The sequence below is a fragment of the Curtobacterium flaccumfaciens genome (genome assembly GCF_004361695.1).
GTDB lineage: Bacteria > Actinomycetota > Actinomycetes > Actinomycetales > Microbacteriaceae > Curtobacterium > Curtobacterium flaccumfaciens_B.
The window spans coordinates 30,471-44,734 of the sequence record NZ_SNVW01000003.1; the positions used below are offsets into that span (position 1 = coordinate 30,471).

15 protein-coding genes are annotated in these 14,264 nt (G+C 71.5%); 13 read left to right on the top strand and 2 right to left on the bottom strand.

What is annotated here, in order from left to right; all coding sequences use genetic code 11:
• Positions 1-52 precede the first annotated feature (52 nt).
• From leuC to EDF64_RS05015, 6 genes are all read left to right on the top strand, one after another.
• Positions 53-1,561 (top strand): 3-isopropylmalate dehydratase large subunit, encoded by a 1,509-nt coding sequence (gene leuC / locus EDF64_RS04990; protein ID WP_243736259.1) that lies wholly within the window; start codon positions 53-55, stop codon positions 1,559-1,561.
• Positions 1,561-2,157 (top strand): 3-isopropylmalate dehydratase small subunit, encoded by a 597-nt coding sequence (gene leuD / locus EDF64_RS04995; protein ID WP_133518982.1) that lies wholly within the window; start codon positions 1,561-1,563, stop codon positions 2,155-2,157. The genes leuC and leuD overlap by 1 nt, the downstream gene beginning before the upstream one ends.
• Positions 2,157-3,524, top strand: a complete 1,368-nt coding sequence (gene murA, locus EDF64_RS05000) for a UDP-N-acetylglucosamine 1-carboxyvinyltransferase (protein WP_133518983.1) — start codon at positions 2,157-2,159, stop codon at positions 3,522-3,524. Before leuD ends, murA begins: the two co-directional genes overlap by 1 nt.
• Before the next feature lie 5 nt (positions 3,525-3,529).
• Positions 3,530-4,354, top strand: coding sequence for a lysophospholipid acyltransferase family protein (locus tag EDF64_RS05005; protein ID WP_133518984.1), 825 nt, complete (start codon positions 3,530-3,532; stop codon positions 4,352-4,354).
• Between the two features lie 91 nt (positions 4,355-4,445).
• Entirely contained in the window at positions 4,446-5,459 is a 1,014-nt protein-coding gene (locus tag EDF64_RS05010) for an NAD(P)H-dependent glycerol-3-phosphate dehydrogenase (RefSeq protein WP_133519281.1), read from the top strand.
• Between the two features lie 38 nt (positions 5,460-5,497).
• A complete protein-coding gene (locus EDF64_RS05015) occupies positions 5,498-6,580 on the top strand; it encodes a D-alanine--D-alanine ligase family protein (RefSeq protein WP_133518985.1) in 1,083 nt (360 codons plus the stop codon).
• Positions 6,581-6,602: 22 nt separating this feature from the next.
• Here the strand turns inward: EDF64_RS05015 and EDF64_RS05020 are convergent, their stop codons facing one another.
• Positions 6,603-7,088, bottom strand: coding sequence for a DUF3515 family protein (locus EDF64_RS05020; RefSeq protein ID WP_133518986.1), 486 nt, complete (start codon positions 7,086-7,088; stop codon positions 6,603-6,605).
• 24 nt (positions 7,089-7,112) lie between these two features.
• Between EDF64_RS05020 and thiL the strand changes: the two genes are divergently transcribed.
• Positions 7,113-8,102 carry a thiamine-phosphate kinase gene (gene thiL / locus EDF64_RS05025; RefSeq protein WP_133518987.1) on the top strand — a complete coding sequence of 330 codons (990 nt, stop codon included), beginning with the start codon at positions 7,113-7,115 and terminating at the stop codon, positions 8,100-8,102.
• A gap of 26 nt (positions 8,103-8,128) precedes the next feature.
• Here the strand turns inward: thiL and EDF64_RS05030 are convergent, their stop codons facing one another.
• Positions 8,129-8,692 (bottom strand): RsmD family RNA methyltransferase, encoded by a 564-nt coding sequence (locus EDF64_RS05030; RefSeq protein WP_133518988.1) that lies wholly within the window; start codon positions 8,690-8,692, stop codon positions 8,129-8,131.
• Between the two features lie 129 nt (positions 8,693-8,821).
• Here EDF64_RS05030 and EDF64_RS05035 point away from each other — a divergent pair, with 129 nt between their 5' ends.
• The 6 genes from EDF64_RS05035 to mutM all read left to right on the top strand — a co-directional run bounded on the left by EDF64_RS05035 (position 8,822) and on the right by mutM (position 14,248).
• Complete coding sequence (locus EDF64_RS05035; RefSeq protein ID WP_133519282.1) at positions 8,822-11,014, top strand: ATP-dependent DNA helicase RecG; 2,193 nt, start codon at positions 8,822-8,824, stop codon at positions 11,012-11,014.
• 48 nt (positions 11,015-11,062) lie between these two features.
• Entirely contained in the window at positions 11,063-11,557 is a 495-nt protein-coding gene (coaD, locus tag EDF64_RS05040; RefSeq protein ID WP_133518989.1) for a pantetheine-phosphate adenylyltransferase, read from the top strand.
• Positions 11,558-11,700: 143 nt separating this feature from the next.
• Entirely contained in the window at positions 11,701-12,282 is a 582-nt protein-coding gene (locus EDF64_RS05045) for a YceD family protein (RefSeq protein ID WP_133519283.1), read from the top strand.
• A gap of 47 nt (positions 12,283-12,329) precedes the next feature.
• Positions 12,330-12,533 (top strand): 50S ribosomal protein L32, encoded by a 204-nt coding sequence (gene rpmF / locus EDF64_RS05050; protein ID WP_071292475.1) that lies wholly within the window; start codon positions 12,330-12,332, stop codon positions 12,531-12,533.
• Between the two features lie 13 nt (positions 12,534-12,546).
• Complete coding sequence (gene rnc / locus EDF64_RS05055; protein WP_133518990.1) at positions 12,547-13,272, top strand: ribonuclease III; 726 nt, start codon at positions 12,547-12,549, stop codon at positions 13,270-13,272.
• 4 nt (positions 13,273-13,276) lie between these two features.
• Positions 13,277-14,248: a bifunctional DNA-formamidopyrimidine glycosylase/DNA-(apurinic or apyrimidinic site) lyase gene (gene mutM / locus EDF64_RS05060; RefSeq protein ID WP_133518991.1), complete on the top strand. Its 972-nt coding sequence runs from the start codon at positions 13,277-13,279 to the stop codon at positions 14,246-14,248.
• Positions 14,249-14,264: the final 16 nt, after the last annotated feature.

A 14,264-nucleotide genomic window follows, 5' to 3' on the forward strand; every position in this document is an offset into this window, starting at 1 on the left:
GGGACGCGCCGCAGCAGCGGCGTCCGACGACGAGAACGAGGAGGCCGAGCCGATGGGAAAGACGCTCGCCGAGAAGGTGTGGGACGACCACGTCGTGGTCAAGGGCGAGGACGGGAACCCGGACCTCCTCTACATCGACCTCCACCTCGTGCACGAGGTCACCAGCCCGCAGGCGTTCGACGGCCTGCGCCAGGCCGGCCGACCCGTCCGCCGCCTCGACCTCACGATCGCGACCGAGGACCACAACACGCCGACCCTCGCGATCGACCGCCCGATCGCGGACCCGACCAGCCGCATCCAGATCGAGACCCTCCGTCGCAACTGCGAGGAGTTCGGGGTCCGTCTGCACTCGCTGGGCGACAAGGAGCAGGGCATCGTCCACGTGGTCGGCCCGCAGCTCGGCCTGACCATGCCGGGCATCACGGTGGTCTGCGGCGACTCGCACACCAGCACGCACGGCGCGTTCGGGGCCATGGCGTTCGGCATCGGCACGTCCGAGGTCGAGCACGTCCTCGCGACGCAGACCCTGCCGCTCAAGCCCTTCAAGACGATGGCGATCACGGTCGAGGGCACGCTGCGCCCGGGGGTGACCGCGAAGGACATCATCCTCGCCGTCATCGCGAAGATCGGCACCGGCGGCGGACAGGGCTACGTGCTCGAGTACCGCGGCTCCGCGATCCGCGCCCTCTCGATGGAGGGGCGCATGACGATCTGCAACATGTCGATCGAGGCGGGCGCCCGCGCCGGCATGGTCGCACCCGACCAGACCACCTACGACTACGTGCAAGGCCGCGACCACGCCCCGACCGGCCCGGACTGGGACGACGCCGTCGCGTACTGGGACACGCTCGGCACCGACGACGACGCCGTGTTCGACGCCGAGGTCTTCATCGACGCCGACGAGCTCGAGCCCTTCGTCACGTGGGGCACGAACCCCGGGCAGGGCGTCTCGCTGTCCGAGAACGTCCCCGATCCCGCGAGCTACAACGACCCGAACGACCAGGCGGCGGCCCGCCGTGCGCTCGAGTACATGGACATCGAGGCCGGCACGCCGATGAAGGACATCGCCGTCGACGCGGTGTTCATGGGGTCGTGCACGAACTCGCGCATCGAGGACCTCCGGGCCTTCGCGTCGATCATCCAGGGCCGCCAGAAGGCACCGGGCGTGCGCGTGATGGTCGTCCCGGGGTCCGCTCGGGTCCGGCTCGAGGCCGAGGCCGAGGGGCTCGACGTCGTGATCAAGGAGTTCGGCGCCGAGTGGCGGTTCGCCGGTTGCTCGATGTGCCTCGGCATGAACCCCGACCAGCTCGCGCCGGGGGAGCGCTGCGCCTCCACCTCGAACCGCAACTTCGAGGGACGTCAGGGCAAGGGCGGACGGACCCACCTGGTGTCGCCGCTCGTCGCCGCGGCCACCGCGGTGCGCGGGACGCTGTCGAGCCCGTGGGACCTGGCGACGGACGACGAGATCGCGGCGGCGACGAGCGCGGCCGCGACCAGCGTGGCCGCGACCAGCGCGACCGCGACCAGCACTGCCAGCACGACCACCGAGGGGACCTTCTGATGGACAAGATCACCACCGTCACCGGCATCGCCGCCCCGCTGAAGCGGTCGAACGTCGACACCGACCAGATCATCCCCGCCGTCTACCTCAAGCGCGTCACGAAGACCGGCTTCGAGGACGCCCTCTTCGCCGGGTGGCGGCAGGACCCCTCGTTCGTGCTCAACCAGCCGGAGTACCAGGGCGCTGCCGTCCTGGTGGCCGGCCCCGACTTCGGCACCGGTTCGTCCCGCGAGCACGCCGTCTGGGCGCTCCGCGACTTCGGCTTCGCGGTCGTCATCTCACCCCGGTTCGCGGACATCTTCAAGGGCAACGCGGGCAAGCAGGGACTGGTCACCGCGATCGTGACCGAATCGGAAGTCGAGCGTCTCTGGGCCACCATCGAGGCGACCCCGGGGGTCGAGGCGACGGTTGACCTCGTGGCGCAGCGCGTGTCGCTGGGGGATGTGGACGTCCCCTTCGAGATCGACGCTTACACTCGTTGGCGGTTGATGGAAGGGCTCGACGACATCGGGCTCACCCTCCGTGACGAGACCTCGATCACGGAGTTCGAATCCCGCCGCTCCAGATGGCGGCCGAAGACATTGCCGGTGAAGTAGTGAACTCTCTCGTACAGGACGCAGCGGCTGCAGGGGCGCGCGTGGGCCTCAAGTCGGACGAGATCGTCATCCGCGGGGGCAAGCCGCTCGTGGGGCGCATCGAGGTCCGTGGGGCGAAGAACCTCGCGACCAAGGCCATGGTGGCGTCGCTGCTCGGTGACACCCCGTCGATCCTCAAGGACGTCCCGGACATCTCCGACGTCAAGGTGGTCCGCGGACTGCTCGAGGTGCACGGCGTGCGCATCACCGATCCTGCACGAGGCGAGCTCATCCTCGACCCGTCGAACGTCGAGTCGGCGCACTTCGCCGAGATCGACGCGCACGCCGGGTCGAGCCGCATCCCGATCCTGTTCTGCGGTCCGCTGCTGCACAAGCTCGGCGAGGCGTTCATCCCCGACCTCGGCGGCTGCCGCATCGGCGACCGCCCGATCGACTTCCACCTCGACGCCCTCCGCGCCATGGGTGCGGTCGTCGACAAGCAGGTCAACGGCATCCACCTGACCGCTCCGGACGGCCTCAAGGGTGCCTCGATCGAGCTGCCCTACCCGAGCGTCGGTGCGACCGAGCAGGTCCTGCTCTCCGCGACCCTCGCCGAGGGCGTCACCGAGCTCCGGAACGCGGCCATCGAGCCCGAGATCATGGACCTCATCGCGATCCTGCAGAAGATGGGCGCGATCGTGTCCGTCGAGCCGAACCGCGTCATCTTCATCGAGGGCGTCACGTCCCTGCGCGGCTACACGCACCGGGCGATCAACGACCGCAACGAGGCCGCCAGCTGGGCCTCCGCCGCACTCGCGACCAACGGCGACATCTTCGTCGAGGGCGCGAAGCAGCAGGAGCTCATGACGTTCCTCAACGTCTTCCGCAAGGTCGGCGGCGGGTTCGACATCCAAGAGGACGGCATCCGCTTCTACCGCGAGCTGGAGACCCTCAAGCCCGTCGTCATCGAGACCGACGTGCACCCCGGCTTCATGACGGACTGGCAGCAGCCGCTCATCGTCGCGCTGACGCAGGCCGAGGGCCAGAGCATCGTGCACGAGACCGTGTACGAGAACCGCTTCGGCTTCACGGACGCGCTGAACGAGATGGGTGCCGAGATCGTCGTGCACAAGGAGGGGCTGCCCGGGCACGACCGCCGTGTCGCCCGTCGCCCGTTCGAGCAGGCCGCGGTCATCACCGGTCCGACGAAGCTGCACGCCGCCAACGTGCGCGTCCCCGACCTGCGCGGTGGCTTCAGCCACCTCATCGCGGCGCTCACCGCCGACGGCGAGTCGCACATCACGAACGTCGGGATCATCAGCCGCGGCTACGAGCACTTCATCCCGAAGCTGCGGAAGCTCGGGGCCGACTTCGACTTCGCAGGCTGAGCGCGGTGCAGGCTGAAGGAAAAGGTGACGGCCTCGAGGCGCGGCGTGCGTCCGCCTCGGACGTCGCGACCGGCGTGCCGGTGCGTGGGCGCCGGTGGCGACGCGGTGAGCTGAACACCGCCTTCCGCATCGTCGCGTCGGTGGTCATCCCCACCTTCCGGTTCTCGGCCCGCTACCACTGGCACGGCCCGAACCGCCTGCCGGCGGACGGGGCGTTCGTGCTCGCGCCGAACCACTTCACCAACATCGACCCCCTCGTGGTCGGCACCGCCGTGTACCTCAGCAAGCGGGCACCGCGGTTCCTCGCGAAGGCGTCCCTGTTCCGGGTGCCGGTCGTCGGCAAGCTGATGTCCGGCATGGGACAGATCCCGGTCGAACGGTCGGGGCGGACCCGGCTGAGCGACCCGCTCGGTGGCGGACGGTCGCTCGTCGAGCAGGGCGGCGCGATCATCGTCTACCCCGAGGGCACGCTCACCCGCGATCCCGACCTGTGGCCGATGCGCGGCAAGACCGGCGCGGTCCGGATCGCGCTCGAGAACGACGTGCCGCTCATCCCGATGGCCCACTGGGGCACGCAGAACATCATGGCGCGGTACGGCAAGAAGCTCCGGCTCTTCCCGCCGTCCCGGGTCGACGTCATCGTCGGCGACCCGGTCGACCTCTCCGTCTACCGCGGGCGTCCGATCGACCAGCAGATGCTCGGCGAGGCCACCGAACTCGTCATGCGCCACATCACCGCACTGCTCGAGGAGCTGCGCGGCGAGCAGGCACCCGCGACCCGCTGGGACCCGGCGGCGAACAACCAGAAGGAGACCGGCCGGTTTGAGTGATCAGGGACCGGGCCTCCGCCCGCACGAGGACCACCCGGACCCCGCCGTCGCGGCGCCCGGAGCGTTCGACACGGCTGCGATCCGCGTCGTCATGCAGTCCACCGACAAGCCGCGCGTGGCCGTCATCGGTGCCGGCAGCTGGGGGACGACGTTCGCGAAGGTCCTCGCCGAGGGCGGCGCGACCACCGTCGTGTGGGCCCGTCGCCCCGAGGTCGCACGCGAGATCACCGAGACCAAGCGCAACTCCGAGTACCTGCCGGGCATCAACCTGCCCCGCACGCTCACGGCCTCGACGTCGCTCGAGCGGGTGCTCGACGGTGCCTCGCAGGTCTACGTGTCGGTGCCGTCCCAGACGCTCCGCTCGAACCTCGCCGCGATCCGCGCACTGCTCGGCCCGGACGTGCCCGTCGTCAGCCTCATGAAGGGCGTCGAGAAGGGCACCGGCCTCCGGATGAGCGAGGTCCTGCTCGAGGGCCTCGGCATCGACCGAGACCGCATCGCCGTCGCGAGCGGCCCGAACCTCGCGCTCGAGATCGCCCGTCGGCAGCCGACCGCCGCCGTCGTGTCCTCGTCGTCCGCCGAGACCGCCAGCGCGGTGGCCGCCGTCGCGACGAACCCGTACTTCCGGTCGTTCATCAACACCGACGTGATCGGGACCGAGTTCGGCGGTGTGCTCAAGAACCTCATCGCGGTCGCCATCGGCATCGTCGACGGCGTCGGCTACGGCGAGAACACGAAGGCGTCGATCATCACCCGCGGCCTGGCCGAGATGACCGACTTCGCCGTGTCGCTCGGCGCGCAGCCGTCCACGCTGTCCGGCCTGGCGGGCCTCGGCGACCTCATCGCCACGTGCCAGTCGCCGCTGTCGCGCAACAACACCGCCGGCCGACTGCTCGGGCAGGGGTACCGCTTCGACGAGGTCGTGCGGCAGATGAACCAGACGGCCGAGGGCCTGGCGTCGGTCGCGCCGATCCTCGAGCTGGCCGCGGCGAACGGCGTCGACATGCCCATCGTGGGGCAGGTCGCCGAGGTCCTCGCCGGTAGGCTCGATCCGCGCAACATCGCGCCGCACCTCACCGAGACCGACGAGCCCCAGGGCGAGTGAACGGTCCGACCGTGCCGACGATCTCCGAGGGGACACCCATGTCAACGACCACCGTCGCCGTGCTCTTCGGCGGGCGCTCCAGCGAGCACGAGATCAGCTGCGTGACGGCCGGCGGCATCATGGACGTCGTCGACCGGGCCGAGTACGACCTCGTGCCCATCGGCATCACCAAGGACGGCGCGTTCACGCTGCAGTCCGACGACCCGACGCAGTGGACCCTCCGCGACGGCGTGCTCCCGACCGTCCCGGACAACGGCACCCGCGTGGCGTTCCCGACCTCGCCGGCGAGCAACGAGCTCGTCGTGTCGTACCCGGACGGCACGGTCGCGGGCATCCCCGTCGACGTGGTGTTCCCCATCCTGCACGGTCCGTTCGGCGAGGACGGCACGATCCAGGGGCTCCTCGAGATCGCCGGACTGCCCTACGTCGGTGACGGGGTGCTCGCGAGCGCCCTCGCGATGGACAAGCACGTCGCCAAGGCCGTGCTCGAGCACGCCGGGCTCCGCGTCGCGCCCTGGACGACCGTGCTCCGCCGCGAGTGGGCGGCCGACCCGGTGGACATCGCCGAGACGATCGCCGCGCACGGCTGGCCGCTGTTCGTGAAGCCGGCCCGCGCCGGTTCGAGCATGGGCGTGTCCCGCGTCGACGAGCCGTCGCAGCTCGGCGCCGCGATGGACCTGGCGTTCGAGCACGACTCGAAGGTGATCGTCGAGCCGCGGGTGATCGGCCGCGAGGTCGAGGTCGCCGTGCTCGAGGGCCGCGACGGTGTGCCGCGCACGAGCCTGCCGGGCGAGATCGTCGTCGCGGAGGACGGCTTCTACGACTTCGCGTCGAAGTACCTCGGCGGGGACGAGTCGCTGCTCTGCCCGGCGCCCCTGACCGAGGCGGAGACCGACGAGGTCCGGTCGATCGGCGCGCGTGCGTTCGAGGCGATCGGTGGCGCCGGGCTCGCCCGCGTCGACTGCTTCCTGACGGACGACGGGTTCGTCGTGAACGAGGTCAACACGATGCCGGGCTTCACGCCGCTGTCGATGTACCCGCGCTGCTGGGCGGCGTCGGGGGTGTCCTACGGCGAGCTCGTGACGGAGCTCATCGAGCTGGGGCGGGCCGCCGTCCGCTGACGCGCGCCGGGTCCCGCGCCGGTCAGCCCTGCACGTCGGACGGGTCGAGGCACTTGTGCCCGTCCTTCGGCAGGCTCGACACCGCGTCGGTGACGTCCTGGATCACCTGGCTCGTCGTCTTCGTCGAGTCGATGACGACCTGCGCCGCCGGGGAGCGGCCGAACGTCGTGTACACGACCTGCTTGCCGCGGTCGTCCCGGATCCAGTCGACCCCGCCCAACGAGAAGCACGGCAGGTCGGACACCGTGGGGACGGCCACGCCGCAGTGGTAGACCGCCACCTCGGGGTCGCCCCACGCGGCCGTCGACTGGGCGTTCGTGTTCCGCAGGTCGAACTTGGTGTCGACCGCGGCCGGCAAGCGCACCTGGACGTCCGCGCACGCCGCGGCGTTCGCCGAGGGTGCCGGGGACATCGCGACGGCGTTCGTGCAGCCCGTGAGTCCTGCGGCGACGGCGACCACGACGGCCGCGATCGCGATCTTCCGGGTGGGGCGGCGCACGGTGTCCATCGACGTCCAGGCTACCGTTCTCGTGTGGACGCGACGCACGACGCCTGGGCCGGACCGACCGTGGGGGACCTCGGCGAACTCGTCGTCCTCGACCGCATCGTCCGGCGGCTGCCCGCGGGGACGCCGGTCCTCGGCCCCGGTGACGACTGCGCGGTGGTCGCCGCTCCGGACGGTCGCTTCGTGGTGACGACGGACATGATGGTGCACGGCCCGGACTTCCGGTGGGCGTGGTCCTCGCCGGAGGACGTCGGCTGGAAGGCCGCGGCGACGAACCTCTCCGACGTGGCCGCGATGGGCGCCGTCCCGAGCGGCCTCGTCATCGCCCTGGCCGCACCCCAGGACACCCCGGTCGCCGTCCTCGAGGCCTTCGCCGACGGCGTCGGCCTCGCCATCGCGGCCCTGGCACCCGGGTGCGGTGTCGTCGGCGGCGACCTGTCGACCTCCGCCACGTTCACCGTCTCGGTGACGGCCTTCGGCGACCTCGAGGGGCGGCCGCCGGTGCTCCGGTCGGGTGCCCGCGTCGGGGACGTCCTCGCGGTCTCGGGGGAGCTCGGTGCGGCCGCGCGGGGGTTGTCCCGGCTCTTCCGCGAGGGCGTCGACGACCACGGTGAACCCTCGCGCGCCGCGGTGCTCGCGAGCTGTGCCGACGCGGACCCGGACGTGCTGCGGCAGCGCCGACCCGTTCCGCCGATCGCCGACGGACCGCTCGCCGCCGGTGCCGGGGCGACGGCGATGCTCGACCTGTCCGACGGGCTGGCGATCGACGCCGGACGACTCGCCCGTGCGAGCCGGGTGACGCTGTCGCTCGAGGGGGACCTCGACGAGGTCGCGTTGCACGGGGGTGAGGACCACGGCCTCCTCGCGACGTTCCCGGCGGATGCCGTGCTGCCGGGAGGCTTCCGGCGCATCGGCGTCGTCCGGGAGCGCGCCGATGCCGATCTCGTGCGTGATGGCTCACCGGTGCCGACGACCGGGTGGGACCCCTACGCCGACTGGGACGGCGCCGCCGGCTGACGCCGTGCGCGGGCGTCGTGCGCGGGTCAGGCCGCGGGGACCACGGCCTCCCACGCGACGGTCTCGCCGTAGCTCCGCTTGCTGAACGGCTCGAGCCCCGCCGGCCACGCGGGCTCGGGGGAGCGCTTGCTCCGCTCCACGATCACCACGGCGTGCTGCGTCAGCTTCGGCGCCAGCGCCTCGAGCACCTCGGCCAGTTCGTGCTCGGTGACGTCGTACGGCGGGTCGATGAACACGAGGTCGAAGGTCCGCACGGTGCTCCGCAGGTACCCGAGCACCGGCTGCGGCTGCACGTCGATCCGCACGCCGGGCACGCGCTGCTGCACCGCCTTCGCGTTCGCCCGGCACGCCTGCGCCGCCGCCGAGGCCCGGTCGACGAGCACGACCTCGACCGCTCCGCGCGACGCCGCCTCGAGCCCGAGGGCCCCCGTGCCCGCGTACAGGTCCGCCACGGACGTGTCGTCGACCAGCCCGCGTGCCTCGAGCGACGAGAACAGCGCCTCGCGCACGCGGTCGCTCGTCGGCCGCGTGCCCGACTTCGGCACGCGGAGCGTCGTGGAGCCGGCGGCACCGGCGATGATGCGGGTCATGCAGCCACCGTAGCGGGCCGCGGGCCGCCTCCTGGAGTTGTCCACAGCCGACCTGGAGGCGCGTGGCGCGTCGGTCCCGCCGGGTACCGTTGACGTGTGGTCACGACCGGAACGACAACCGAGCCGGCGGTGCCGGACCTCGGTCCCGCGCCGCTCGACGCGCGGCTGGCGAACGTCCTCGGCGGACGGACGGCGAGCGCGATCGAGAAGGCGTTCGGGTACCGCACCGTGGGCGAGTTCCTCGAGCACGCGCCCCGCCGGTACGCGGAACGCGGTGCCCTGACCGCGCTCGACTCGCTCGCGATCGGCGAGTCGGTGACGATCGTGGCCGAGGTCGTCGACGTCCGCGAACGCACCATGCGCGCCCGGCGCGGGTCGATCCTCGAAGCGAAGATCGGTGACGGCAAGGGGCTGCTGACCCTCACGTTCTTCAACCAGGGCTGGCGCACGAAGGACCTCGTGCCCGGCGCCCGCGGCATCTTCTCGGGCAAGGTCGGGGACTACCGGGGCGCTCGGCAGCTGGCGCACCCCGACTACGAGCTGTTCGATCGCGACGACCCCCGTGCGGCGGCGGATCCCGAGTCCGAGGAGGCCATCCGGTTCTCCCGCCAGCCGATCCCCATCTACCCGGCGACGTCGACCCTGACCTCGTGGCAGATCGCGAAGTCGATCGCCATCGTGCTCGACACGCTCCCCGACGTCCCCGACCCGATCCCAGCCCGTGTCCGCAACCGGCTCGACCTCGTCCCGTTCCGCCGCGCACTCGAGCTCCTGCACCGTCCCGAGAAGGTCGCCGACTTCAAGCGCGCGCAGGACGCCCTCCGCTACCGCGAGGCGTTCGTGCTCCAGACCGCACTCGTCCAGCGGCGCATCGCCTCCCGGGCGACGGCGGCCACGCCTCGATCGGCGTCCCCCGGTGGCATCCTCGAGCGCTTCGACGCCACCCTGCCGTTCACGTTGACCGATGACCAGCAGACCGTCGGCGCCGAGATCGACCATGACCTGGCCGGCGACTGGCCGATGCACCGCCTGGTGCAGGGCGAGGTCGGATCCGGCAAGACGCTCGTGGCGATCCGTGCGATGCTCACGGTCGCCGAGTCCGGCGGGCAGTCCGCCCTGATCGCCCCGACCGAGGTGCTCGCCGCCCAGCACCTGCGGTCGATCGTGAAGTTCCTCGGCCCCGACCTGGCGGCCGAACTGCGACCGGTGATCCTGACGGGCTCGCAGTCGACGGACGAACGACGCCGGGCGCTCCTCGCGGCGGCGTCGGGCAGCTCTCGGCTGGTCGTCGGCACGCACGCCCTGCTCGGCGACCGCGTCGACTTCGCCGAGCTCGGACTCGTCGTGGTGGACGAGCAGCACCGGTTCGGCGTCGAGCAGCGCGAGGCGCTCCGGACGAAGGGCGCGACCCCGCCGCACGTGCTGGTGCTCACGGCGACGCCGATCCCGCGAACCGTGGCGATGACGGTGTTCGGGGACCTCGACGTCTCGACGATCACCGGGCTGCCCTCGGGCCGCGCCGGGGTCGAGACGTTCACGGTCCCGCTCGCCGAGCACCCGGGCTGGGAGTCCCGCATCTGGACCCGGATGGCCGAGGAGCTCAGCGCCGGCCGACAGGCGTTCGTGGTGTGCCCGGCGATCGACGACGCCCACGCCGAGGACGACGGCGAGCCCCAGCCGGAGGCCGAGGACGACGCTCCGAAGCGGCTGCCGGCGACCGTCCTGGCGACGGCGGAACGGATGCGTGCGATGCCGGTGCTCGACGGCCGCAGCATCGCGGTCCTGCACGGGCGCATGACGGCGGAGGAGAAGGACCGCGTCATGACCTCCTTCGCAGCCGGCGGCATCGACGTCCTGGTAGCGACCACCGTCATCGAGGTGGGGGTCGACGTGCCGAACGCCTCGATGATGGCGGTGCTCGACGCCGACCGGTTCGGCGTGTCCCAGCTCCACCAGCTCCGCGGTCGCATCGGCCGTGGCCAGTACGCCGGCGTCTGCCTGCTCGTGACGGGTGCGGAGCTCGAGACCACCTCGCGTGAACGCGTCGACGCCGTCTCGGCCTCGGACGACGGCTTCGAGCTGGCGCGGGTCGACCTCGAGCTCCGGCGCGAGGGCGACGTCCTCGGCGAACGACAGTCCGGCGGACGTTCGTCGCTCAACCTGCTGCGCGTCGTGGAGCACGCCGACCTGATCGTCGACGCGCGGGAGGAAGCCGAGCGCGTCCTCGAGCCGGACCCGCAGCTCGAGGGTCACCCGGCACTCCGCGAGGCCCTGGCGCGCCGGCTCGACGAGTCCGACGCCGCCTTCCTCGGCAAGAACTGACCCGACCGGCGAGCAGACGCCCGGCGCTCGACCGGTATCGTCGCGGGCATGGCACAGATCGCGGTGGTCCCCGGTTCCTTCGATCCCGTGACCCTCGGGCACCTCGACGTGATCGGCCGTGCGGCGCAGCTGTTCGACGAGGTCCACGTGCTCGTCGTGCACAACCCCGACAAGAAGCCGGCCATGTTCGACGCCGTCGACCGTGTCCGTCTGATCGAGGAGTCACTCGTCGAGACCGGCGTCTCCGACAACGTCCGGGTGGGCGAGTGGACCTCCGGGCTGCTCGTGGACTACTGCCGCCAGGTCGGTGCGACGGTCCTGGTGAAGGGCGTGCGCTCCGGCGAGGACGTCGCCTACGAGACCCCGATGGCGATCATGAACCGGCACCTCGCCGACGTCGAGACGGTGTTCCTCCTGCCGGAGGCATCGCGGGCGCACGTGTCGAGCTCGCTCATCCGCCAGGTCGCGTCCCTCGGCGGCGACGTCGCCCCGTACGTGCCCGAGGTGGTCGCGGCGGCGCTGCACGAGCACACCGGGCGCTGATCCGCGCCGGCCCGCACCGCCGGCCCGCACCGCTGAACCGCGCCGCTCAGCCGTGCCGCTCGGCGCCCGGAGCCGGGACACGCCTGCCCTCGCCTCGACTCACGAGCGTTCGGGATGTAGGCTCGTCGATCGTGTCTTCCCACGTGAACAGCCCCTACGCCCTGCGCGTGCGCGACCTCGCGCACCGGCCGGGCGAGATGCGCGAGCACACGCTCGACATCGAGGTGCCCGACGCGATGGGTGCCGGCGTCATCGCCGTCCGCCAGGGCGCGCAGATGCACATCGACGTCCGGCTCGAGGGCCTGCACGAAGGCGTCCTCGTCTCCGGGCACGCCTCGGCCGAGGCGGTGGGCGAGTGCTCGCGCTGCCTCATCGACATCAGCGAACCCGTCGAGGTCGATTTCGCCGAGCTCTTCGCGTATGATGCCTCGGAGGAATTCGACTTCTTCGTGCACGACGACCTCGTCGACACGGAAGAGGTCGTCCGAGACGCGGTGGTGCTGGCGCTGCCGTTCCAGCCGGTCTGCCGACCGGACTGCCCAGGCCTCGATCCCGTGACGGGTGAGCGACTGGCGGACATCGGTGAGTCCCGTGCTCACGAGGTCCTGGATCCCCGGTGGGCCGCCCTGAGCGGACTCACCGTCCTCGACGAGGACGAAGCCAGCACGACAACGCCCCAGACCACCGAGGGTCAGGAGCGGTCCGAAGCCGACCAGGCCGACTGACCGCCGTCCCTCGCCACTGACCACCGACCAACCGAAAGAGAACCACCATGGCCGTTCCCAAGCGCAAGCAGTCCCGTGCCAACACGCACGCCCGTCGTTCGCAGTGGAAGGCCGCGCCGGTCCAGCTCGTGAAGACGATCGAGGGTGGCAAGGTCACCTACAGCCTCCCGCACCGCGCCAAGGTCGTCGAGGACTCCGCCGGCACGCCCCTGTACATGGAGTACAAGGGCCGCAAGGTCGCCGACGTCTGATCGGACAGCACGCATGACAGCGACGTCCGGCGCCACGGGGTCCCGCCCCGTGGGGTCGGACGTCGTTCGTCTGCGTGACAGCCTCGGGGCCGACATCGACCTCGAGCTGCTGCAGCTCGCCCTGACGCACCGCTCGTACGCGTACGAGCACGGGGGCATCGGGCACAACGAACGCCTCGAGTTCCTCGGGGACTCCATCCTCGGCCAGGCCGTGACCGTGAAGCTCTACCGGTCCTTCCCCGACCTCGACGAGGGCGACCTCGCGAAGCGTCGTGCGAGCCTCGTGTCGACCGTGGCCCTCGCCGAGATCGCCCGGATGATCGGGCTCGGCAAGTACCTCCGCCTCGGCAAGGGCGAGGAGCAGACCGGCGGTCGCGACAAGTCGTCGATCCTGGCGGACACCGTCGAGGCCGTCATCGGTGCGGCGTACCTGTCGGCCGGCCCGGATCCCGCGACCGAGCTGGTCCTCCGGCTCGTCGACCCGCTGCTGGTCGACCCGGACCGCTTCGGCGCCGCGATGGACCCGAAGACCAGCCTGCAGGAGCTCGCGTCCAGCCTGTCCCTGGGCAACCCGTCGTACCGCGTGACCGAAGCCGGTCCGGACCACGACAAGACCTTCCACGCGACCGTGGTGCTGCAGGGTGAGGACGTCTCCACCGGCTCCGGGTCGAGCAAGAAGACCGCCGAGATGGCCGCCGCGCTCGAGGCGTGGACGCGACTCTCCGGCCGAGCGGCCTGACCGCGTGCCCGAACTCCCCGAGGTCGAGGTCGTCCGCGCCGGCCTCGAACCCGCGGTCAGCGGCGCGCGGGTCCTGCACGTGGACGTCGTCGACGAGCGCGCCCTCACCCGCCACGACGGCCCCGCCGAGGACTTCGCCGACCGGTTGACCGGCCGGACCATCGCCGCCGCCGTCCGCCGGGGCAAGTTCCTCTGGATGCCCCTCGAGCCGCGGCACGCCGGCGACCAGCCGGAGGCCCTCGTCGCCCACCTCGGCATGAGCGGCCAGATCCTGCTCGGTCGGGGGCGCGAGGCCGCCAAGCACCGGCGGATCCTGCTCGACGTGCAGCCTGCGGGCACCGATCGTGACGGCGCGGCCGAACCCCCGGTCGAGCTCGAGTTCGTCGACCAGCGCACGTTCGGCTCGATGGCGATCGACCCGATGGTGCCGACGATCGACGGCGCCCCCGCCGGGTCCGCCGGACACGTCGACGAGACCGACCCGAACGCAGTGTGGCGTCGGAGCATCCCGAAGCAGGTGTCCCACATCGCCCGCGACCCGCTCGACCCCGCGTTCGACGACGACCGGTTCACCGCGATGGCGCGGAAGCGGTCGAGTGGCATCAAGCGGGTCCTGCTCGACCAGGGCGTCGTCAGCGGCATCGGCAACATCTACGCCGACGAGTCGCTGTGGGCGGCGAAGCTCCACTACGACCGGCCGGCGGAGCGCCTGACCCGAGCCGATCTCAGCGGGCTCCTCGCCGAGGTCCGGAGCGTCCTGCGCCGTGCCCTCGAGGACGGCGGGACGAGCTTCGACGCGCAGTACGTCAACGTGAACGGCCAGTCCGGGTACTTCTCGCAGCGGCTGAACGTCTACGGGCAGCAGGGGAAGCCGTGCCCGCGCTGCGGGACGACGATCGTGCGCGAGGCCTTCATGAACCGGTCCAGCCACCGTTGCCCCGTGTGCCAACCCGCTCCACGGCCGCGCAGGCGTTAGCCTGACGCCGAGCGAG